Source organism: Lysinibacillus xylanilyticus (assembly GCF_001708185.1).
In the GTDB taxonomy this organism is placed as follows: Bacteria; Bacillota; Bacilli; order Bacillales_A; family Planococcaceae; genus Lysinibacillus; species Lysinibacillus xylanilyticus_A.
The window spans coordinates 180,862-200,545 of sequence record NZ_MDDN01000005.1; the positions used below are offsets into that span (position 1 = coordinate 180,862).

Below are 19,684 nucleotides of genomic sequence, written 5' to 3' on the forward strand. Positions count from 1 at the left end.
CATCCTCCTTAATCAAGCGCACGCACTTCGATTGGAATTAATGTTCTTTCTAATTGTTCACGATGCTGTTCATATTGAGCTGGTAACATTAATTGGCTACCCATTGTCTCAGGTGTTTCATCATGAGCAAATCCAGGTGGATCTGTCGCAATTTCAAATAAAATCTCACCAGGTTCACGGAAATATATCGCATTAAAATAATTACGATCTTTCACTTCAGTTACATGTTGTCCATGATTCATTACATACTCTTGCCATTCTAGGTGGTCCGCATGATCTTGGGCTCTCCAAGCAATATGATGAACTGTTCCGACTCCCATTTGACCACGCATACCAGGAACAACTTTTAAATCTACTGTATTACCAATATCTGCGCTAGATTTGTAACGAGTATACTCACCTTCCGTTGCTACTTTTTCAAGTCCCATGACTTCAGTTAAAACTTTTGCTGTTTCTTCAGGATGACTTGAATAAAGTGTTACACCACCAAATCCTTTAATCGCAACCTCAGGAGTTACTTCACCAAATGTCCATTCATTCAATTCGCCTTCTGGACGTGCCACTAATTCAATATGAAGTCCGTGTGGATCATCAAATTGTATTACTTGTTCACCAAAGCGTTCTGCTTTTTGGAATGGAATAGCGAATTTTGCAAGGCGATTAGTCCAATAAGATAGTGCTCCCTCTTGTACAACATAAGTAGTTACACCAACTTGACCATCACCAATGCGACCTTGATAAGCATTCGCCCATGGGAAGAATGTAATAATTGTCCCCGGCTTACCACCTTTGTTACCGAAGTAAAGATGATATGTGCCTGGGTCATCGAAATTTACCGTCTGTTTAACTAAACGAAGGCCTAAAACACCAGCATAAAAATCAATATTTTCTTGTGGATGCCCTACAATGGCTGTGATATGGTGAATACCCGCAGTATGTTTTTTCATGTTAACAGTCCCTTTCATGATAAATGTATTTCTCACCTATACTTTATCCAATACCGTTCTACCTCAATCTTTGAACAAAAATCAATTATGCCTTGGCATAATTGCGTCTGGAATCGGCTTTGTGCTTAGGCCTGCGTGATGCAGGTCAGTTAGCCGTTATCGCATGGATACGATGAATTTAGGCTAACATCCTTTATTGAACTCCTTTCCGATTCCATGACATCCGCCGGAGGCTTTGGGCCAACGTGATGTTGGTCACTCAGTCGTCGCCACAGGACGTGGCGTTCTTAGACTGAGTTCCTCTATTTCAGCGGGCGTTTGGACACCCGCTGAAAAACAGCTTTTATTCGCATTCATTTCACCACCTATAGAGGTGGGAGACTTCTGTACCTGTCGCTACGCTTTCGGTACAAAAGACTTTTGCTGAAAGAAGTTAACGAATTGTATATAAAGCTTTTGACCAAGGAATTAATTGGTCTAACATTTGGTTAACAGAATCTGTTTGCACCTCTTTTGGTTTAAAATCAGTACCATTTTCAAAGTCTGTGAATAGTGACAATGCTGGATGTACACGGACATCTGCAATTAAAAGCTCGCCCATAATACCACGTAAATGTTCAGCTGCACGTGCACCACCTACAGAACCATACGATACAATACCTGCAGCTTTGTTATTCCATTCTACACGTAAATAATCTAGTGCATTTTTTAGAGCACCTGTAATAGAGTGATTGTACTCTTGTACGATAAATACAAACCCATCTTGTTTTGCAATAATTTCTGACCAACCTTGAGCGCCTGAAGCATCTTGCTCTGGTTCACCTAGTAAAGGTAATTTGTAATCCGCAATATCAATAATTGTATAATTAGCATCTCCTCGTTGATCTGCGATTTCTTTTACCCATTGTGCTACTTGTGGACTAACACGCCCTTCACGTGTTGATCCGATAATAATCCCGATATTTAATTCTGCCATTGTTTTTTCCTCCTCTTTTTTTGAACTGAAAAATTTATTTAAAAAACCCATTATGATTACCTCCTTATGATGTGAAAAGTTAAACTTTCCACCCGGATTAAAAGGTTAAAATTCATTTATCTCGAATTCAGTTATCTTGAATTCGAGATAATAGTAACACGCTGGTTTAATTTACGTCAACAAGTTTGTTTAGTGTAAAAAAAAGCAAGGATGTTATCTTAACAACATCTCTGTTTAACTATAAACAAAAGAATAAATTTAAATTAATATGGCTTATCACTATAAAATAGGGTGATTTTCGTTCCTGCTGAGCGCTTTCCTGAGGGCGTCGGGGCAACAGGATGTATTATTGCACGAATATTCCATCTCCAACTTTTGGTGAATAGCTAAATATAGAAATGAACAAAGGTAAATTATCATTCAAAAAAACACTTCCGCAAAAGTTCAAAGATTACTTTATCACAGGATGAATCGCTAAGCTGGAATCAAAATAGTACTATGCCATACTAAACTATCAAGAGAATCAGACAAATTAGAATGAGATATGTTTGATATTTTTCATCCAATGTAAACCTCACCATGGAGGAAACGAGATTTAGCAGAGTTGTTGTGATACCAACATTTCTTCCTTCGACTCTCTATCCTTGTCCTAAATTCTCATAAACTTGCGATTTTAAATAGCTATATTGAGCATCATTGGTATCTTGAAAAGCCTCTTCTCTGCTTGAACAAAGGTCTTGATATTCGAGGTTGTACGAAAACTGCTCTTCTGTAAAATCTCTTCTTTCCCCTGCGAGCATATTATAGAAATGCCAGCCTTCATCAAGCCATGTTTTATAAATATCGCCTCCAAGAATATCATTTACAACTAATGCAGTAACTCCGCATTGTCCTCTTGCCGGATTATCTAGACTCCATTTTGAACTTGATTGACTTGACCAGGATTTTTTTAAAGCTCTTAGCAAATCTTTTTCTGTGTACATTCCACTACACCCTTTTCTAACCTAAAATTTTTAATAGGGTACATCATCCATTTTTATAGGCGTTGTTCTACCTAACATCCAATCATCTTTAATTGCACCATATAAGATACTATCTGTCACCGTACCATCTGCATTTTCCCAAGCATTTCTTAAATAACCTTCTTTCACAAAACCTGCTTTCGTAAAGCATTTTCTCATACCAATATTATCAACTCTCGTATAACCTTCAGTACGAATCTTACCTCTTTCTCCAAACAAGTAATCTTGTAACCAGAGAAGTGTCTTTACCCCGTATCCTTTTCCTCTATAACGTGCATCTAAACGGATATCGAATAATGGGATTGCATTTATGTCATGAATTATGATAATCCCAACCTTTTCTTCATTATCAATGATCCAATGCGTTTCGCGATCGTTTTGATAGTATCCTTCTGCATACGCTTTTCGAATAGATTCCTCTTTTAAAATTTGGTCAATATGATGAATCCACTTATTTTGAGTTAGTAATTCCACTAAATTTTCAATTTCGTCTACTAATAGTAGATATTCCATTCATATAATCCTCCAATGAATAAAATTAGCGTTCTTGAACTTAAAATACCACATTTCCTTTATGCTGCATGATATATGCTTTGAAATTTTATGTCCTCCCAAAAGTATTCGTAACAAAAACATATACTTGAAAGAAGTATATACTTTTGTTAAAGTCAATTTATGGATAGAACAAGTTTAATAAAAGGTCATTTAGAAATGTGCGTGTTGTCTATATTGTCGCAGAAAAAAAGTTATGGTTATGAAATTATGAAGGAGTTAGAAAAACACAACTTAAAACTGAAAGGAGTAGGCAGCATTTATCCCATTTTGACTAAGCTGAAGGATCATGAATGGGTTGATACTTACCGTGAAATGACGGACAACGGGAAGGTTAGAGTTTATTATGAAATCAATGAAAAAGGAGAAGTGTATCTTCAAAAAAAAATCAACGAGTGGTTGGAGCTACAACAAGATATAAAATCACTACTGCAAAGTGGTTTGAAAGGAGAACTTTTTGAATGACAATGGAATTGAGTTTAGCAGAAAAGCAATATTTAAACGAAGTCCTAAAGGAATTGAAACAGTATCGTATCAGCACAACAGAAAGAAGGAATATCAAACAGCAGCTGGTAGAACATATTCAAGAATGTCGTGACTATGGAATAGATAGTATAGATGAATTGGGAGATACTACGACATTTATTAAAGATTTTCTAGAGATTAAGGGGATCGACCTTCATTCGGAAATACAACAAATACGGAAAAGTAGACCAGGATTATCATTAATTATTGGATTTTGTACTTTTATTGTTGCCTATCTTGGCTCCCAACTAATACTATCGATGTTTTTAACGGATTCCTTTAACCCGCAACATATGAACGCAACATTTGATTATCATATTGTCTACCAAATTTCTAATAATGCTTGGTGGAATTCCTTACTGATGTTAATGAGTATTTCTATTTCCTGTTCAATATCTATACTTGCAGTAAAATTTATTGGAAGAAATAGGTGACATAACAATGAAAACATTTCCGATATTTAAAGTTATATTAATATGTTTATTATTGATTCCGTTCAATCTATTTCTCCCAGTCTCACAAATTTCCGCACAACAAAATATTGAGCGTACTTTAGATAATTATGTCGAAAACTTTTTGAAAGAACAGCGAGTTCCTGGGGCATCTATTGCCATTGTTCATAATAATGATCTTTTTTACTCCAAATCGTGGGGCGTAACGGGAGAATCTGCTGAAAAAGTAACTACTGACACTCCTTTTGCAATTGGCTCTATTAGTAAATCATTAACAGGCTTAGGCATAATGAGATTAATTGATGAAGGCAAGGTTCAATTAGATGATCCAGTCCAAAAGTATATTCCATGGTTTACGCTTAAAGATAAACAAGTAGCATCCCAAATTACCATCAAACATTTACTCACACAAACTAGTGGGATAAGCACTTATTCTGGCTTATCTATTTCAGATAAAGAATCTAAAGATTTAAGTGCTATAAAGGACAATGTAGAAAGTTTATCGAATGTTAAGTTGACTGCTGCACCTGGGGAAAAACACCAGTACAGTAATGCTAACTTTTCTATTCTGGGTGCTCTCATCGAAGAAGTTACCAATCAAACCTATTCTGAGTATATGGAAGAACAAGTTTTTTCACCATTAGGGATGAAAAATGCAGCCGCTAATGAAAGCATGGCCTATAAAAAAGGATATTTATCTGGCTATCAGTCATGGTTTGGTCTTCCAAGAAAAAGCTCAGTAACCTACGATAATGGCGGGGCACCATATGGATATATAACAGCAAGTGCAACAGATATGGTCCAATACATTAGACTTCTTAGTCAATCTGACAATAATAATTTTTTAAGCAAAAATGCTATGGACCTTTATGTATCCCCTCTCGTTCAAACTAGTAAAAATCGATATTATGGCCTTGGTGTACGAATCACAAATCCAAACTCAAAAGAAGAGATGATATGGCATTCTGGTTCAAACCCTGATGCACGTTCAGAAGTATTTTTTATACCGGAAACAGGTTGGGGTGGTGTGATTCTCACTAATAAAAGCCATATATTAGAAGAAGAGGCACTTCTATATCTTAAACAAGGGATTATCAATATTTTAAACGGAGAAGAACCGGTTGATGTACCTAAATATAAACCTACTATTCAACTCATAACAATTGCTCTATTATGTTTACTTTTCGCGATGTTTATTTGCCTACTAATAAAGGCAAAATCAAAAAAATCGAAAAAAAGACGTGTATGGCGTATTTTCGGTATAACACTTTTAGTTTTGGCAATTTTCACCATTCCGTTATTGAGTTATAGTACAGGATCACCTTGGAACACTATTAGATCTTTTTCTCCTGACATTGCCTTTTTGACTATATTAATGGTTACTCTTTTAACATTAAATGGCTTATTATCTATTTATATATCATTTAAACGACATCAAAAAAGACAACTTCTCTAAGTAGGAGTTGTCTTTTTCATTAAACCTTAATCACCTGCAGCCATCGCATCTGCTTTCGTAACATGTACAGTGCCAAATGGATGGTTTGGCGGAGCATATATCGTGTAAAGTTTTAGGGGTATATTCCCTGTATTCGTTACGTTATGCCACGTACCAGCCGGAACCATTATTGCGAAATTTTCATTTACATTTCTTTGGAAGTTTAAATTGTCTTTGCTAGGACCCATCTGAGTGACTCCATTGCCTTGTTCAATACGTAAAAATTGATCAACATGAGGGTGCATTTCTAAGCCAATATCTTCTCCAACATTAAGACTCATAACTGTAACCTGCAAATTTGATCCCGTCCATAGTGTAGTACGGTAATTATTGTTCTGCTTAGTAGCTTCTTCGATGTTAACGACAAAGGGCTTTGGTCCATAATCCTTTAGCTGGGGATTGTTGTTGCCATTGTTGACATAATAGAAGGAATTCGGTCCGTTATCATATGCTACATTGTTAGGATAAGCCCAGTACACAGGTTGATAACCATAATTATACACCGATGTATTTCCGTAATAAGGATAGTACATTTACTTCAATCCTCTCATACATATTATCAATTTCGCCTTGGCGTAATTGTAGCTGACGCTTCGCTTTCGCTACAGATAAACAATGCATCCGGATTTTGACCTGTGCCTAGGCCTGCACGAGAGCCGACACGATGTCGGTCATTTCAGTAATTCCACAGGATGTGGCGTTTTTACCGATGCAGGTCAATTAGCCGTTTTCGCAGGATGCGAAGGTTTTAGGCTAACATCCTTTCAAAATCCGTGACATCCGCCGGAGGCTATCTCTTCATTCAGTAGATGTTTGGATACCCTGAAAAGAAACCACATCCGCATTCATCCCAGCTTCTTCAGAGGTAGGAACTTCGCTTTCATTACAAACCATTTGCTGAATGTAGATAAAATTATCGTATGCAAAGCACGGACGGAATGTACTTCATTTTCATATATCAGAGAGGATTACCCGTAGTGGAAATAGAGCTTTGTGATGAATAAAAGTGGTTAAACAACACACCTGCAGTACTATACAAGAATTTTATATCTCGGACAATTCTTTTTTTAGTTGCATACGAAACTTCTCTTCTTTTAAAAATTTCAATTGAAAACCATTCAGGTTTTTAGATAATTTTGCTTGTTCTATCATACTTAAGTTATTAGCAAAAAAAGCAATCTCCGTCTGATTACCATCTTTATCTTTTGCATAGAACGCTAGTGTCAAAACAAATGCAGTAGATCCACCCTTTTGACCTGCATGAGTTAGCCATTCGCGATTTTTAGGATTTTGCATTAATTGTTCCAAGACTGGATCAAGATACTTATGTACATCTTCATGAAAGTATTTTTTACTATTGAGCTTTTCTAAAATAGAAATGTAGTCCGCTGTAGTTGCTTTTACCAAACGATCAGACCATACTTTTTGTATATCCATATTTAGAGTTTTTAATGACTGTTTTTTCTCCTCATCAGTAAGAGGATTCTTTAACCAGTTATAATGAATATTCAGCGCTCGATCCCGATATTCAGCCATATCCATATTTTTCATAACTTTTAATGTTTCTTCTTTAGTTATATTCTTTTCATTCATCAATTGAGTAGGAATATACGTTGCACTTGTGCTTGGATATAAAAGTTCATGATCTACTAGATCCAAACTCTTTAGAACCTCATTAATATTTTGAAGCCCTAGTACTCGCATTAAATATTCCGTATTTGCATTAGAACTGTAAGCAATCATTCCATTTGCTACTTCACTTAAAGGTACGCTATCAATATTTTTGCTTTGATTTAACTCAGAGATCCATGCTTCATGTGCCCCACCGTCTGTTTCTGGAATATAAAATGTTTCTAATTCCTTTAAACTAACTTGTTGTTGAGGACTTATACGTCCGTCTGCTGCCTGTTGTGCATATTCTATGGCTATAATAATTTTAACCGTGCTGGCTAAAGGAAATTGCTTATTCGTATTAACATCTACCCATTTCTCATTATTGTAATTAATCGCTAAGGATACATTTTCACTAGCTATATTGTCCCTGATGAATTGTACAATATAGTCAGGATTCTCTTCATTTATTTCTTTCTTAAACATCCAAAATCCAATTCCCATCACTAAACCACCGCAAACTAATATACCTGCGATAATCCAAAGTACTATATTCAAATTAATACCTCCATTATTAATAAGCCCCTTCTTGCAATGCTGTGGAGTTAGCATTATCCACACGCAATGCTATCTGCACTTTTAGTAACTCCCCACTTCAATGCCTCCAAGATGTTAAGAGCCTAGACCTCCTTAATAGTGTAACTTACTATATTTATATAGGCAATTTTTCAAAAATACCCCAATTTACACCAATATTTCCGGCATCACCATTGGCCATCTCTTCTACGCAAATATACTATTCAATTTTCTCTCTGACAAAGGACATACTAACAATTACAGATTTATCACAAATGAACATTCCAAAAAGTATATAATATGAATAGAACTTGATATAGTATGTTCTTTAGGAAAAAATCAATTTTTTATGGTGGTGTGTGTATGAAGAAATACATTATGGATATTTTAATGATTATGGTTGGGTCGCTGCTTTTTGCGCTGGCTGTAAACTTATTTGTTATTCCTAATGATTTAGGTGAAGGTGGCGTAACAGGTATAACAATTATCGCGTTTTATCTGTTTGGTTGGTCGCCAAGTATTGTAAGCTTTTTGCTAAACGCAGTTTTATTAGTGATTGGTTATAGATTCTTAAGTAGACAAACGACGATTTATACGATTATTGCCGTATCCTTCCATTCACTCTTTTTACATTTGACAGAATCATGGTCTATTTCTTCAAATGAAATTATTGTGAATACTATTTTTGGCGGGGTTTTTGCTGGCGTTGGCATAGGCTTAATTATAAGAGTTGGTGGAACAACAGCAGGTTCAACAATCTTAGCTAGAATGACGAACAAATATCTAGGCTGGAGTGTTAGTTATGGCTTATTATTCTTTGATTTAATTGTTGCTTTTTCATCTTATTTTATTATTGGGGCAGAAGCATTAATGCTCACTATTATTATGCTATATGTCGGAACGAAGGTAATGGAATTTGTAATTGAAGGTGTGAACCCTAAAAAGGCAGTTACGATCATTTCGAAAAAGCCCGAAGAGATTGCCAGCCATGTGAGTGGTTTTATGAATCGAGGCGTCACAGTCCTATCAGGTCATGGCTATTATACGAAAGAGCAAAAAGAAATTCTTTATATTGTCATTAGTAAACAGGAAGTTGTAAAGCTAAAGAAAATCGTTAAAGAAATAGACAAGGATGCCTTTATCGCCATTCACGATGTAAGAGATGTGTTTGGACAAGGATTTATTGAATTATCGAAAGCTTAGTTTATAAGAACTGAATTTGAAAAACACCTTTTGTTGAAACAGGGTAATCACCTGTTAACGTAGAGGTGTTTTTTTATTATGCATACTTACTCGCTTTTCCTAACCTTTAAGGAGGATTCAATTATCATATCCAACAATTTCGTATAACTGATTCCAGCCGCAAGTGCACTTTTAGGTAGCAAGCTATTTTGGGTCATCCCTGGCAATGTATTGACCTCCATGACATACGGGATTCCATCCTTCACCATCAAGTCAACTCTAGCATAAACACTGCATTTTAATGCGTTATAGCAGGCTTTTGCGGCTTTAGCAACACGTTCATGGGTTGCAGGCGGTAACTCAACAACCTCTTCAATCGTTGCTTCATCATCATACTTCGCCTTATAGTCAAAAAACGCTGCTGTATGGCTGATTGAGATGATAGGTAAAAGCTTGCCATCAATAATGGCACATGTTATTTCATCGCCCTTAATATACTTTTCAATAATGATTTCAGAGCCCCATTTGAATACTTCAGCAACAGAGGCTAATAAAGATTCACTATCATGTACTATTTGTACGCCTACGCTAGAGCCACCCGAATTTGGTTTTACGACTAGAGGATAGCCCATTTTTTCTACTTGATCTAACTGAAGCTCTTCTCTATTTGAATAATGAAGCCAGTCCGGTGTTTCAACGTCCTCATAACGAAGAATTTTTTTGGATACATTTTTATCCATACAAATACTGCTTGATAGTATCCCACTTCCCGTATATGGAATACCCAACGTTTCTAGGGCACCTTGAATCGTTCCATCCTCTCCAAATTCACCGTGAAGCGCTAACAAGGCTATATCCAGGTTTTTCACCTTTTCTATAAGCTCTTTTTTGTCATGTAGTTCAATTGCTACAACTTCATATTTACTCTGATCTAAATGAGCAATCATTTCTTGCCCTGTCATAATTGAGACTTGTTTTTCTGAGGATACCCCTCCCATAACAACGCCAACTCTCATTTTTTCAACTCCCCATGTCATTTTTTAAAGTATCACCAATGATTTGAATACCAAGGACAATATTCTCGTCCTGTAACCGAGAAAATCCTAATCGAAATGTGTTACTTCCCCCACCATTCGTGTAAAAAACATCTCCAGGATAAAAAACAACTCCCTTTTTATAGCACTTTTCTAATAAGATCCGAGCGTTTATTCCTTCCTCTAACTCAATAAAGAGATGAAGTCCACCATCTCCCGTCATTCTTTTAAAAGAAATGTATTGCTTGCAAGCTTGACGGGCTAGTTCATATTTTTTCTTATAGACCGATCTGGCCTTTTTTAAGTATTTTTCAAAATAGCCGTCTTGTAAATATTGATAAAGAACAGCCTGATCTAGTGTTGATGTATGAATAGTCCGCGCTCTTTTCATACTTTCTAAACAATGGATGAGTTGCTTATCTGCTAAAATCCAACCAACACGTAAGCCTGGGAATAAAATTTTTGAAAAGCTACTAATATAAACAATACTGTTACCCGCTCCAATGAAAGTCATAAGCGGCGCTAAATGGGAGCCTGAATAACGTAATTCCTCATTAAAGCCGTCCTCTACAATAGGGATTTGGTGTTTCGAAAAAAGTCGAATGATAGCATTCCTTTTTTCAGAGGAGGTAACGATCCCTGTCGGATTATGATAGGACGGGATTAAATATGCAAAATCATAATCCTTTTCTAATAAGCTTTTCTCTACTTGATCAATATCGATCCCATCATCCTGCATGTCAATTCCGTGTATTTCAAGTCCATGTAAGCGAAAAAGTTTTAATGCAGCATGGTGTGTAGGGTTTTCACAAAGCACTCGGCCGGATTTTTTAGCTAAGGAGGATATTAAAATATCCAGTCCCTCCGTAAAACCATTCGTAATCAAAATGTCTTTATTGGAAGTATCGACGCCCTTCATTTCCATATAGTGCAGCAGGTACTCGATTAGAGGTTTATAGCCCTTCGCATAGCCATAATTCAAAACGATATCCCCTTCCATGGACATCCGCGTCAAAAAAGCCCTCTTAAAATTTTCAACGTCAAATAGCTTTTCTTCCGGAGCAACACTATTGAATGAAATCATCCCTTTTTTCCAATGAATATCTTGCCTTATTAAATCTAATTCATCGGCTAACAAGGTAGCCTTATTAAGTCTTTCCTTCCAGTTCAATTCAATGGATGGTGTTTTCAATGTTGTGACCTTTCCTACAAAATTGCCTTTTCCCTTCACCGCATAGATGATGCCCTCTTGCTCTAAATCTGCATATGCATTCAGTACTGTATTTCTACTGACTGATAATAATTTACTTAGTTCACGGGTGGAAGGAAGCTTCTGATGCTCCAGCAGATGTCCATTCATAATCATTTCCTTTAAATAATCCTTTAATTGCACATATACCGGACGATCATCTATAAGCTTAAAATCATTAAACACTCCCTTGACCCCCTTGCTTCATTTTTGCATAACTACATTTAACCTAAAAGGTCCACACCCTATGTATTTTTCTTTCGTAGTGGTTGCTCAAAGAAACCACATTTATTGCAAGCGTTGTGTTTATAATAAAAGAAAAACTCCCTTTTTGAAAAAAATAGATCAAAATGGAAGTTATATTCATTCATAAAGTTATTTAAAAATAATAAATTTCTATTTTATTATGATTCCATTCAATCAGATTGAGGGTTTCTCTCTATCAGGACATAATAGAGATGAGCTCTGGTTTTAATGTATGAATCAATTCAATATACGTCACACGTCGGTGAGGGGCTATGTGATGGAAACAGCCTGAATCATAAATAAAATCAAAACTCTCCTCTTGTAGATCCAGCTCAAAGATATTGGAACCAATTAACTCTACATTTATGTTAGCTTCATCAACCCTTTCTTGCGCCAATTGTAATGCTCTATCCGATACATCAACACCAACAACTGAACAACCTTGCTTCGCTAAGTAAATGGCATTTCGTCCTGCACCGCAGCCTAGCTCTAAAACTTTACTAGGCTGAATCATCTTTTTTTCTAAATAACAAACTAGATTTTCATCAGGTTTATTAACAAAGAAAGGTATCTTTTTAAATGTTTTATCATAAAATTCATTCCAAAAATTTTGTGGTTCACGCAATAAATTATCCAGTAAAATAAGCAATTGTTCATTCGACTTAATTAGCATTTTACGCCAACCATTCTGAATTTTTAACATTCTTAAAATAGACAAAATATTCTTTCTCCTTATTATATTATATTTATAGATATTTCCTAAATCAATTACACTGAACATAAGATAAACAGAAAGGAGCATACACAGTAAAAATCAAAAACAGCTTCAACCCCATTTTTTATGAGATCAAGCTGTTTTTTAATGGAGCGTTTTATTAAAGAGGTGCCACTCCGTTTATTATGTATTAATAACTTGGTCTAATCGGATCAAGTTATTTTTCATTTGCTGGCTTTTTATTAGCTAAAACAAAAATCAAATATAATACAGAGATCATTACAGCAATACTCGCACCAATATTATAAGCTTCTATATTGTATAAATTTATAAATGTAATGCCTACATTATCTAAAGTTCCAGATAGATTGTCAGTTCCTCTTACATCAACTTCGATTTTATCCAATAACCCAAAAACAATAAAAATCCCAAGTAAGGTCACTAACGTAGAAATAAGAGCTTTAGATTTATCCACAATTACCCTCCTTTAAACTACATCCTAAAAAGCTTTTCTCTCATATATACGAATAGACAGTAGCCACGATCCAATATATAAAATAACCGTTGTAAGGATAGCTACGAAATACATTTGCGTTTCTTGTAAAGCCAGGAAGTTCTGAACAAACTCTCTTAATATATCATGGAGATTAGGAATTAAAATGGTGATTGTTACTAGATAGAGACCAACTAAAGCAACTAAAATCATCAATAAATGTTTGCTTTTGAATTTATAAGAGATTGGCAGTATAAAAGATATTGTAACCATAACAAGCCCCATAATAAGCAGTATTTCTCTCCATAAAAACACTTCTCCCATTCCATTCAAGAAGAAATCGCCAAGATATATGATAAAAATAATAACGGATGTAAATAGTAATGCACCCATATATTTAGAACTGACGACTTCCTTTCTTGTATATGGAAGTGAATTTAGAAGAATATTCGCGTTACCTTTTTCATCCGTAGAAAAAGCAGTCATGATAAATACGACACTATATAAAACTCCTAAGAAGATTGGCGAAACATCTACCAACAAATAGAGTATAATCGTAGCAATGTAGAATATTATCGTATTCTTTTGTATTATAATATCCTTAAGTATAAGGTTAACCATACCATTACCGTCCTTTTTTCGTATAATACATAATATCTTCAAGCGTTGGCTTTTCCACAATAACAGTATCTCCAAATATGTTTATCACACGATTTTTATCCGCTGTTAATGCCTCAAAACCTGTGTTCGTTTTTCGGATTGAAATAAACTCCTGTTCCGTTTCACGATCCAATAAATCTAATGTCCCTTTTACAATGGCATATTCTTCTTCAATTTTATAAAATTCTTTCGTGAAAATATGTTCCCCATTATGAACAAAGGTAATATAGTCCGCAATGCGATCTAAATCTGTTGTTATATGCGTCGAGAAGAAAATCGTTCTATCTTCATTCTGCATTAGTTCATGTAGAATATTTAGTAACTCTCTACGAAAGATTGGATCGAGCCCGGCAGTTGGCTCATCCATAATAATTAATTCCGCATGATGAGCTAGTGCAATCGCTAACGAAGCTTTCATCTTCATTCCCTTTGAAAATGTTTTCATACTTTTGTTCAGTGGCAGTTCGAATTCGTTAACATAGCGTTGAAAAGCGGTATCATCCCAGTTTTTATAGGCTGGTTTAATAATCCTTTTCATATCCTTTAACGTTAAATTTTCATAAAAGATATTTTCATCATAGACAAAACCAATACGTTCCTTTATATCTTTTTCATGCTTCTTATAATCCATGCCAAACACTGAAACCGTACCACTATCTTGCTTAAGTAAGTTCATAATCAACTTAATCGTCGTTGATTTACCTGCCCCATTTCCTCCAATAAATCCAGTAACAAAGCCTTTTTTCACATTAATAGAAAAATCCTTTATCTCAAATCCTTTAAAAGATTTATGAATATGCTGTAATTCAATAACATTTTCCATCATGCATCCTCCGTATACAATAATGTAAGCATTTCCTTAAGCTCTGCTAAGCTTAGATTCATCTCTTTTGCGTTTTGAATAGCAATCAACAAATTTTCTTCGATTACCTTTATTTTTCTTTCTCTCATCATTTCCTTATTTTGTTCGGCGATGAATGAACCTTTTCCAACAATCGAATAAATAAATCCGTTTTTTTCAAGCTCTTCATAAGCACGTTTTGTTGTAATAACGCTAATTTCTAAATCCTTTGCAAGCTGTCGCATAGAAGGCAATGCCTGCCCTTCTTGTAATTCACCTGTTAAAATAAGCTTTTTGATTTGAGCATAAATTTGCTCATAAATTGGCTCTTTTGAGCTGTTTGAAATTATAATTTGCATGCAAATACCTCTTCAATGAATATTGTGTATATACTTTATATACAATATATCTACATTTTTATTATTTTGCAAGTAAAATTAGTATTGAACACAAAAAAGAAAACATGAGATTGAAAAAACAAACCTCATGTTTTCTGTATTTAAATATGTTGTTAACCTTGCCTATTCATCATCACAACTCGTTGAAAAATTTGAATTTGACAGACGGCTAATGATTAGAATCATTCTTCCAAGGGTAATGTATAAACTGCAATATTTGACCATTCATTTCGAACATATCATCACTTATACAGATTTGTTTAAAGCCACTTTTTTCAAGAACCTTTTGAGATGCAATATTATTTGTTGTTGTTTTTGCCTTAATCTTTTGTACACTGATCTCTGTTTCTAAAAGTAGTTTTAAGGCTGTAGCCCCTATCCCTTTGCCGCCATATTCTTTACCTACTCTATATCCAACTTCTGCAATATTATTCGTTGTATCAATATCTACTAAATTTATTCTTCCAACAATATTGCCTGAGTTGTCCCTTATTAAATAGAATTTTGATTTTTCTTCTTGTTGTTCTGCTAATAGCTCTCTATGTTTTAATTGAAACGTTTCAAACTTATAATAATCTTCCCCACGACTAGGTACCATTTGTTCAAAAAATAGTCTATTATTCTTCTCAAACTGATACAATTCTTCTGCGTCATGTTCTTGTAAACTATTAATTGCTATGTCCAAGCTAAAGTGCCTCCACATCTTCAATTCTAAATTCTCTTAGTAATACTTCACCACAGTCGATTGTAAATAAATTGTTCATAGCCATCCCCTAGTCCTTATTGATATAAGTGAAAAAATACAGATCAATACTCGTCATTCTTCTTCGAAAACTCTGTATGCAATAAACTATAGATCAACATATCTTTACATTCGCCCGTAACACTATGGCATTCAAATTGTCTTAAGCAGCCTTCTTCCTTAAAGTTGAATTTCGTCAATAACTTCTTTGAAGCTATATTTTCTTCCGTAACAATTGCCTGTATTCTCACTAAACCTAACTGATTAAATCCTATTGATAATACTTCTTTCACAGCTTCCGACATAATACCACGATGCCAATATTCTTCAGATAATTCATAGCCAATTTCAGCTCGTTTGCCTGCAAATTCACTCAAGAAAATGGTACCAATAATTTCATCAGTTACTTTGTTGGCAATAGCAAAACGTAAAATCCAACCTTCATCATAGCCTTCATTCCAAGCATTCATTACTTCATAACATCTTTCTAAACTTTCTGGTCCATTCCAATCGAGATGACGATATACATTTTCATTTGAATAATAATTGAATAATGTAGGGGCATCCTCCAATCTCAACTTCCTTAATTTAATTTGTTCAGTTTGTACTGTTGGGAAAGTGGTTCCTAATAATTTGGAAAAGTTCATTTTTTTCTCTCCTATTTTTTGAATAGAAATCAAAAGAAGCTGATTAGATTATAGCTGACCTATATTACTAGAAAAAACCTTATACATATTTCATAAAAGAGAATAAGCCATTGCAGTCAAAAACCACACTGGCTTATTCTATTCTTCTTCTTTTCTCTTTTAGTACAATTCTTTGAATACTCTTTGAGGACAAATAATATTTTTCACCTAAAGTACCCGTATCCACTCCCGATAGATAATCGTTATAAATATTAGAATTTCTTACTTCCAATTCTTTTCTAGTTGCAGTACTGGATCCCCAGGTCTTTTTATGTTCTGTTCTTCGCGGTATATAAATATATTCACCATCAACATATTCTTGTATCAACTCAAGTAACTCCACTGGTAGAATATGCTTTGCTTTTTTATAGCTCATATTGCACTCCTAAACATTAATATTTTTTAGGAAGAGCAAAGGCCATTTCATCTTATCGCAATAGCCTTTGCTATGCAGAAATAGTATACCTTCTCATCAAACAATCCCCCTTGTTTTTCGTAAGTTAAATCCATATTATACCATATAGTTTGAAATATTGGCTCATCACCATAACGTGTGGTTGACTTCCGCTTTACCAACTTACTATATATTTTAAACAGGCATTTTCGACCTATTCAAAACTTCAAAACTCATTAAACAACAAAGGGACTTTTACACCTTAACTTCTTATTTATTAAGTAATAAGCCTTATATAATCTGTTATTGACAATCCGTCTTTTTTGCATAATACTAAAGTTGAAAATTATGCATTTATTGAGTTTTTATAGGCATAAAGAACCTCAATAACTGAATTTACATATAAATTATTTAAAAGGGGGAAACTATTTGAAAAGCAAAAGTATTAAGCGTCGATTATTGTTATTTACATTAGGTTTGCTGTTATTGTCATCTGTAGTCAATTCTTTATTTGGAGTATGGTTTGTTGGAAAAAATAGCAAAGAAGTTTTAATTGAAAAAGCCAACGAACAGGTCTTTGAAATGGCAAAACAAGCGGAGACTATCTTAAATTCAGAAAGTGACCCCATTTCATCTTTACAAGATTTTGTGGAATCAAAAGCAAAACAAGATAATGTAACTTATGCTGTTGTCATTGATACAAACGTTCAAGCGGTGGCACATAGTGATAAAAATAAATTAGGAAAAGTGTATGAAGACAAATACACGATTGATGGAGCTAAAAACGGGAAAAACCAATTTATAAGATGGTACGCTGAAGTTCAAGGTATATGGACATATGACATCATGGAGCCTATATATAAAGATGGCAAGCTTTATGGCGTGCTCGACATTGGGGTGCCTGAAAGCGGCATTCAATCCATTACAAACTCTGTTCTAACCTATCAGATTATTACTGGTGTAGTAAGCTTTTTAATTATTGGTGCTTTAATGTGGTGGATTATTGGTCGCATTGTCGCTGCCATTAAAAATCTTGAAAAAGCCATTCATCAAACAGCAAGTTTAGACTTTACAGAAAACCTAGAATTAGAGAAGTTATTAAATCATCAAGATGAAATTGGGCTTATGGCAAAAGGAATCTCTGGCATGCGGTCGGCATTAAAGGATGTTACCGTCAATATACATAAAACCAGTTCCGAGTTATCAGATTCTTCTAATATTTTATTGCAAATTTCTGAAGATTCAGTACGTACAACTGATGAAATTAGCTTAGCCATTAATGAAATAGCAAAAGCTACCGAAGAACAGGCTCATGATACAGAAAAAAGTGCTGAACAATTAAATCAGCTTTCTGTAAATATTGACAGCGTTATGGAGCGTACAGAGAAGATTGCTTCCATGACAGAGGATATTGATCATTTAAGTAATCAAGGTGTGGAAACCGTCAACCAACTCTCTATTTGGTCAGAGAAGAATCGCTTGTCTTCACAACAGGTAAGTAGCATCGTTCAAGAAGTAGATAAAACATCTTCTGATATATCAAGTATTGTCAATACCATTACAGATATCGCAAATCAAACGAATTTATTGGCTCTAAATGCTTCCATTGAGTCAGCTCGTGTAGGCGAAGCAGGAAAAGGTTTCGCAGTTGTTGCTGATGAAATTCGAAAATTATCAGAACAGACATCTAAAGCAACTGAAGTTATTAAAAACAAAATCACCGCAATTCAGGATATTTCTAAAAGTGCTGTACAGGAAATTAGTACGAGCCTTAGCATTGTTGAACAAAACGCAAAAGCTACAGAGGATACGAGTGAGATCTTTAATACAATAAAGGCAGCTCTAGATCAAACAAGTGAAGTAGCACAAGAGGTGAAACATTTATCTTATGAGATGAATGAGCGCAAAGAGCAAATCATTGGTGTGATTCAAAACATATCTGCTTCTGCAGTCGAAACCTCTGCAGGGACAGAACAAGTTTCTGCTTCCGCAAATGAACAAATTAACAGCATCGAGACCGTTTCTGAAAAAGCTAAGGACCTGAATGCTATTGCTGATGCTTTACGAGGAGAAATGAAAAAATTCATTATTTAAGGATAAGTTAATTATATTGAGTTCTATAGTAAAAAAGCTGATTCATTGAATCAGCTTTTTCTATGGATGTATTAGAGATCCACTTTTTAAAATATAGTTTGATTACAAACACTTCGTAAAAAAGGATCTATCTACGCTATTGAATTAATGGTTTTTCCAATCTTTTGTTTCTTTATTTTAAATCGTTTTTCAATACCAAGGTAACGGTCTAAGCTTAAAACATAGCTACGATTTAAAAATAGCAATATACAAAATGCACTAGTATAAAGAGTTAAACTAATTAAATTCATATTTCCGGAAAGAATAAAATTAATATGCATAAGAAGACAAATGATAACGGAAGGAATAATCATTAATCCCATTATTAAAACAATACCAATTATAATCTGAGCAATTGGAATCATGTAATTAAAAAACATAATATGTTTTAATGCGAAATGTGCAATGAAGTACTTATAAAATTCTGGCACATTTGGTTTATCAAGTGCCATTATTAAATAGTTTTTTATAAATACTCCAGGTTCACTAAACCAATTTTTCTCCGTAATTTTCGTTATACCAGCAAAAAGCCACCCAACCCCAAAAAGAAGACGCATTAAAGTAACTAGTAATTGAAAGACTTGTTCTCCAAATCGTTTTGATAATAATGTCATAAGCTTAATTATCCCCTATTATTAAAATTCTAACTTACTATTTTTTATAGACCTATCAGACTTAATTTATTGGTTCGTGGAACTCTTCCACATTTTCAACGTGACGAGCTCAGTCATCTTCCCTCTTTTCCTTTAAGGGTA

General features: G+C 34.6%; 22 protein-coding genes. 5 read left to right on the forward strand and 17 right to left on the reverse strand.

All coding sequences use genetic code 11. The features are described from left to right. Positions 1-8: 8 nt before the first annotated feature. The 4 genes from BFJ97_RS12860 to BFJ97_RS12875 form a co-directional block, all read right to left on the reverse strand. The gene (locus BFJ97_RS12860) at positions 9-947 is read right to left on the reverse strand and encodes a ring-cleaving dioxygenase (protein ID WP_068985056.1); all 939 of its coding nucleotides are present in this window, start codon (positions 945-947) and stop codon (positions 9-11) included. A 433-nt stretch (positions 948-1,380) separates the two neighbouring features. After that, the gene (locus tag BFJ97_RS12865; protein ID WP_068985057.1) at positions 1,381-1,974 is read right to left on the reverse strand and encodes an NADPH-dependent FMN reductase; all 594 of its coding nucleotides are present in this window, start codon (positions 1,972-1,974) and stop codon (positions 1,381-1,383) included. Between the two features lie 587 nt (positions 1,975-2,561). Then, complete coding sequence (locus tag BFJ97_RS12870; RefSeq protein WP_068985058.1) at positions 2,562-2,906, reverse strand: YunG family protein; 345 nt, start codon at positions 2,904-2,906, stop codon at positions 2,562-2,564. Positions 2,907-2,936: 30 nt separating this feature from the next. Further along, entirely contained in the window at positions 2,937-3,458 is a 522-nt protein-coding gene (locus BFJ97_RS12875; protein WP_068985059.1) for a GNAT family N-acetyltransferase, read from the reverse strand. Positions 3,459-3,620: 162 nt separating this feature from the next. Here BFJ97_RS12875 and BFJ97_RS12880 point away from each other — a divergent pair, with 162 nt between their 5' ends. The 3 genes from BFJ97_RS12880 to BFJ97_RS12890 are packed head-to-tail and all read left to right on the forward strand — an operon-like array spanning position 3,621 to position 5,930. Then, positions 3,621-3,962, forward strand: a complete 342-nt coding sequence (locus BFJ97_RS12880) for a PadR family transcriptional regulator (protein ID WP_068985060.1) — start codon at positions 3,621-3,623, stop codon at positions 3,960-3,962. Then, positions 3,959-4,456: a hypothetical protein gene (locus tag BFJ97_RS12885; RefSeq protein ID WP_068985061.1), complete on the forward strand. Its 498-nt coding sequence runs from the start codon at positions 3,959-3,961 to the stop codon at positions 4,454-4,456. Before BFJ97_RS12880 ends, BFJ97_RS12885 begins: the two co-directional genes overlap by 4 nt. A 7-nt stretch (positions 4,457-4,463) precedes the next feature. Then, on the forward strand, positions 4,464-5,930 hold the full coding sequence (locus BFJ97_RS12890; RefSeq protein ID WP_068985062.1) for a serine hydrolase domain-containing protein: 1,467 nt from the start codon (positions 4,464-4,466) through the stop codon (positions 5,928-5,930). 26 nt (positions 5,931-5,956) lie between these two features. Here the strand turns inward: BFJ97_RS12890 and BFJ97_RS12895 are convergent, their stop codons facing one another. Continuing rightward, a complete protein-coding gene (locus BFJ97_RS12895) occupies positions 5,957-6,502 on the reverse strand; it encodes a cupin domain-containing protein (RefSeq protein ID WP_068985063.1) in 546 nt (181 codons plus the stop codon). Positions 6,503-7,013: 511 nt separating this feature from the next. Continuing rightward, positions 7,014-8,138, reverse strand: coding sequence for a serine hydrolase (locus tag BFJ97_RS12900; RefSeq protein ID WP_139114437.1), 1,125 nt, complete (start codon positions 8,136-8,138; stop codon positions 7,014-7,016). 381 nt (positions 8,139-8,519) lie between these two features. Here BFJ97_RS12900 and BFJ97_RS12905 point away from each other — a divergent pair, with 381 nt between their 5' ends. Further along, a complete protein-coding gene (locus BFJ97_RS12905) occupies positions 8,520-9,359 on the forward strand; it encodes a YitT family protein (RefSeq protein ID WP_068985064.1) in 840 nt (279 codons plus the stop codon). An 86-nt stretch (positions 9,360-9,445) separates the two neighbouring features. Here BFJ97_RS12905 and BFJ97_RS12910 read toward each other — a convergent pair whose 3' ends face one another. The 10 genes from BFJ97_RS12910 to BFJ97_RS12955 all read right to left on the reverse strand — a co-directional run bounded on the left by BFJ97_RS12910 (position 9,446) and on the right by BFJ97_RS12955 (position 16,778). Continuing rightward, the gene (locus BFJ97_RS12910) at positions 9,446-10,354 is read right to left on the reverse strand and encodes a D-alanine--D-alanine ligase (RefSeq protein ID WP_068985065.1); all 909 of its coding nucleotides are present in this window, start codon (positions 10,352-10,354) and stop codon (positions 9,446-9,448) included. Between the two features lie 4 nt (positions 10,355-10,358). After that, complete coding sequence (locus tag BFJ97_RS12915) at positions 10,359-11,807, reverse strand: PLP-dependent aminotransferase family protein (RefSeq protein WP_068985066.1); 1,449 nt, start codon at positions 11,805-11,807, stop codon at positions 10,359-10,361. Between the two features lie 256 nt (positions 11,808-12,063). Next, positions 12,064-12,585, reverse strand: a complete 522-nt coding sequence (locus BFJ97_RS12920) for a class I SAM-dependent methyltransferase (RefSeq protein WP_068985067.1) — start codon at positions 12,583-12,585, stop codon at positions 12,064-12,066. Between the two features lie 214 nt (positions 12,586-12,799). Further along, entirely contained in the window at positions 12,800-13,057 is a 258-nt protein-coding gene (locus tag BFJ97_RS12925) for a hypothetical protein (protein ID WP_068985068.1), read from the reverse strand. 24 nt (positions 13,058-13,081) lie between these two features. Then, a complete protein-coding gene (locus BFJ97_RS12930; protein ID WP_068985100.1) occupies positions 13,082-13,696 on the reverse strand; it encodes an ABC-2 transporter permease in 615 nt (204 codons plus the stop codon). A 4-nt stretch (positions 13,697-13,700) separates the two neighbouring features. Beyond that, the gene (locus BFJ97_RS12935; RefSeq protein ID WP_068985069.1) at positions 13,701-14,558 is read right to left on the reverse strand and encodes an ABC transporter ATP-binding protein; all 858 of its coding nucleotides are present in this window, start codon (positions 14,556-14,558) and stop codon (positions 13,701-13,703) included. Beyond that, positions 14,558-14,935 (reverse strand): GntR family transcriptional regulator, encoded by a 378-nt coding sequence (locus tag BFJ97_RS12940; protein ID WP_068985070.1) that lies wholly within the window; start codon positions 14,933-14,935, stop codon positions 14,558-14,560. The genes BFJ97_RS12935 and BFJ97_RS12940 overlap by 1 nt, the downstream gene beginning before the upstream one ends. Positions 14,936-15,143: 208 nt before the next feature. Next, positions 15,144-15,659: a GNAT family N-acetyltransferase gene (locus BFJ97_RS12945; protein ID WP_068985071.1), complete on the reverse strand. Its 516-nt coding sequence runs from the start codon at positions 15,657-15,659 to the stop codon at positions 15,144-15,146. A gap of 122 nt (positions 15,660-15,781) precedes the next feature. Then, the gene (locus tag BFJ97_RS12950) at positions 15,782-16,363 is read right to left on the reverse strand and encodes a GNAT family N-acetyltransferase (protein ID WP_068985072.1); all 582 of its coding nucleotides are present in this window, start codon (positions 16,361-16,363) and stop codon (positions 15,782-15,784) included. A 133-nt stretch (positions 16,364-16,496) separates the two neighbouring features. Then, positions 16,497-16,778, reverse strand: a complete 282-nt coding sequence (locus BFJ97_RS12955; RefSeq protein ID WP_068985073.1) for a CD3324 family protein — start codon at positions 16,776-16,778, stop codon at positions 16,497-16,499. A gap of 447 nt (positions 16,779-17,225) precedes the next feature. On the opposite strand from BFJ97_RS12955, the gene BFJ97_RS12960 reads away from it, so the two are divergent. Next, a complete protein-coding gene (locus tag BFJ97_RS12960) occupies positions 17,226-18,890 on the forward strand; it encodes a methyl-accepting chemotaxis protein (RefSeq protein WP_083227029.1) in 1,665 nt (554 codons plus the stop codon). 131 nt (positions 18,891-19,021) lie between these two features. On the opposite strand, the gene BFJ97_RS12965 is transcribed toward BFJ97_RS12960, so the two are convergent. After that, the gene (locus BFJ97_RS12965) at positions 19,022-19,543 is read right to left on the reverse strand and encodes a DoxX family membrane protein (protein ID WP_068985075.1); all 522 of its coding nucleotides are present in this window, start codon (positions 19,541-19,543) and stop codon (positions 19,022-19,024) included. Positions 19,544-19,684: the final 141 nt, after the last annotated feature.

Coding starts and splice junctions, on each gene's coding strand:
- BFJ97_RS12930 (WP_068985100.1), bottom strand. CDS start 13,696: ATGGTTAACCTTATACTTAAGGATATTATAATACAAAAGAATACGATA.
- BFJ97_RS12880 (WP_068985060.1), top strand. CDS start 3,621: ATGGATAGAACAAGTTTAATAAAAGGTCATTTAGAAATGTGCGTGTTG.
- BFJ97_RS12885 (WP_068985061.1), top strand. CDS start 3,959: ATGACAATGGAATTGAGTTTAGCAGAAAAGCAATATTTAAACGAAGTC.
- BFJ97_RS12890 (WP_068985062.1), top strand. CDS start 4,464: ATGAAAACATTTCCGATATTTAAAGTTATATTAATATGTTTATTATTG.
- BFJ97_RS12950 (WP_068985072.1), bottom strand. CDS start 16,363: ATGAACTTTTCCAAATTATTAGGAACCACTTTCCCAACAGTACAAACT.
- BFJ97_RS12955 (WP_068985073.1), bottom strand. CDS start 16,778: ATGAGCTATAAAAAAGCAAAGCATATTCTACCAGTGGAGTTACTTGAG.
- BFJ97_RS12965 (WP_068985075.1), bottom strand. CDS start 19,543: ATGACATTATTATCAAAACGATTTGGAGAACAAGTCTTTCAATTACTA.
- BFJ97_RS12875 (WP_068985059.1), bottom strand. CDS start 3,458: ATGGAATATCTACTATTAGTAGACGAAATTGAAAATTTAGTGGAATTA.
- BFJ97_RS12865 (WP_068985057.1), bottom strand. CDS start 1,974: ATGGGTTTTTTAAATAAATTTTTCAGTTCAAAAAAAGAGGAGGAAAAA.
- BFJ97_RS12910 (WP_068985065.1), bottom strand. CDS start 10,354: ATGAGAGTTGGCGTTGTTATGGGAGGGGTATCCTCAGAAAAACAAGTC.
- BFJ97_RS12860 (WP_068985056.1), bottom strand. CDS start 947: ATGAAAAAACATACTGCGGGTATTCACCATATCACAGCCATTGTAGGG.
- BFJ97_RS12935 (WP_068985069.1), bottom strand. CDS start 14,558: ATGGAAAATGTTATTGAATTACAGCATATTCATAAATCTTTTAAAGGA.
- BFJ97_RS12895 (WP_068985063.1), bottom strand. CDS start 6,502: ATGTACTATCCTTATTACGGAAATACATCGGTGTATAATTATGGTTAT.
- BFJ97_RS12870 (WP_068985058.1), bottom strand. CDS start 2,906: ATGTACACAGAAAAAGATTTGCTAAGAGCTTTAAAAAAATCCTGGTCA.
- BFJ97_RS12905 (WP_068985064.1), top strand. CDS start 8,520: ATGAAGAAATACATTATGGATATTTTAATGATTATGGTTGGGTCGCTG.
- BFJ97_RS12940 (WP_068985070.1), bottom strand. CDS start 14,935: ATGCAAATTATAATTTCAAACAGCTCAAAAGAGCCAATTTATGAGCAA.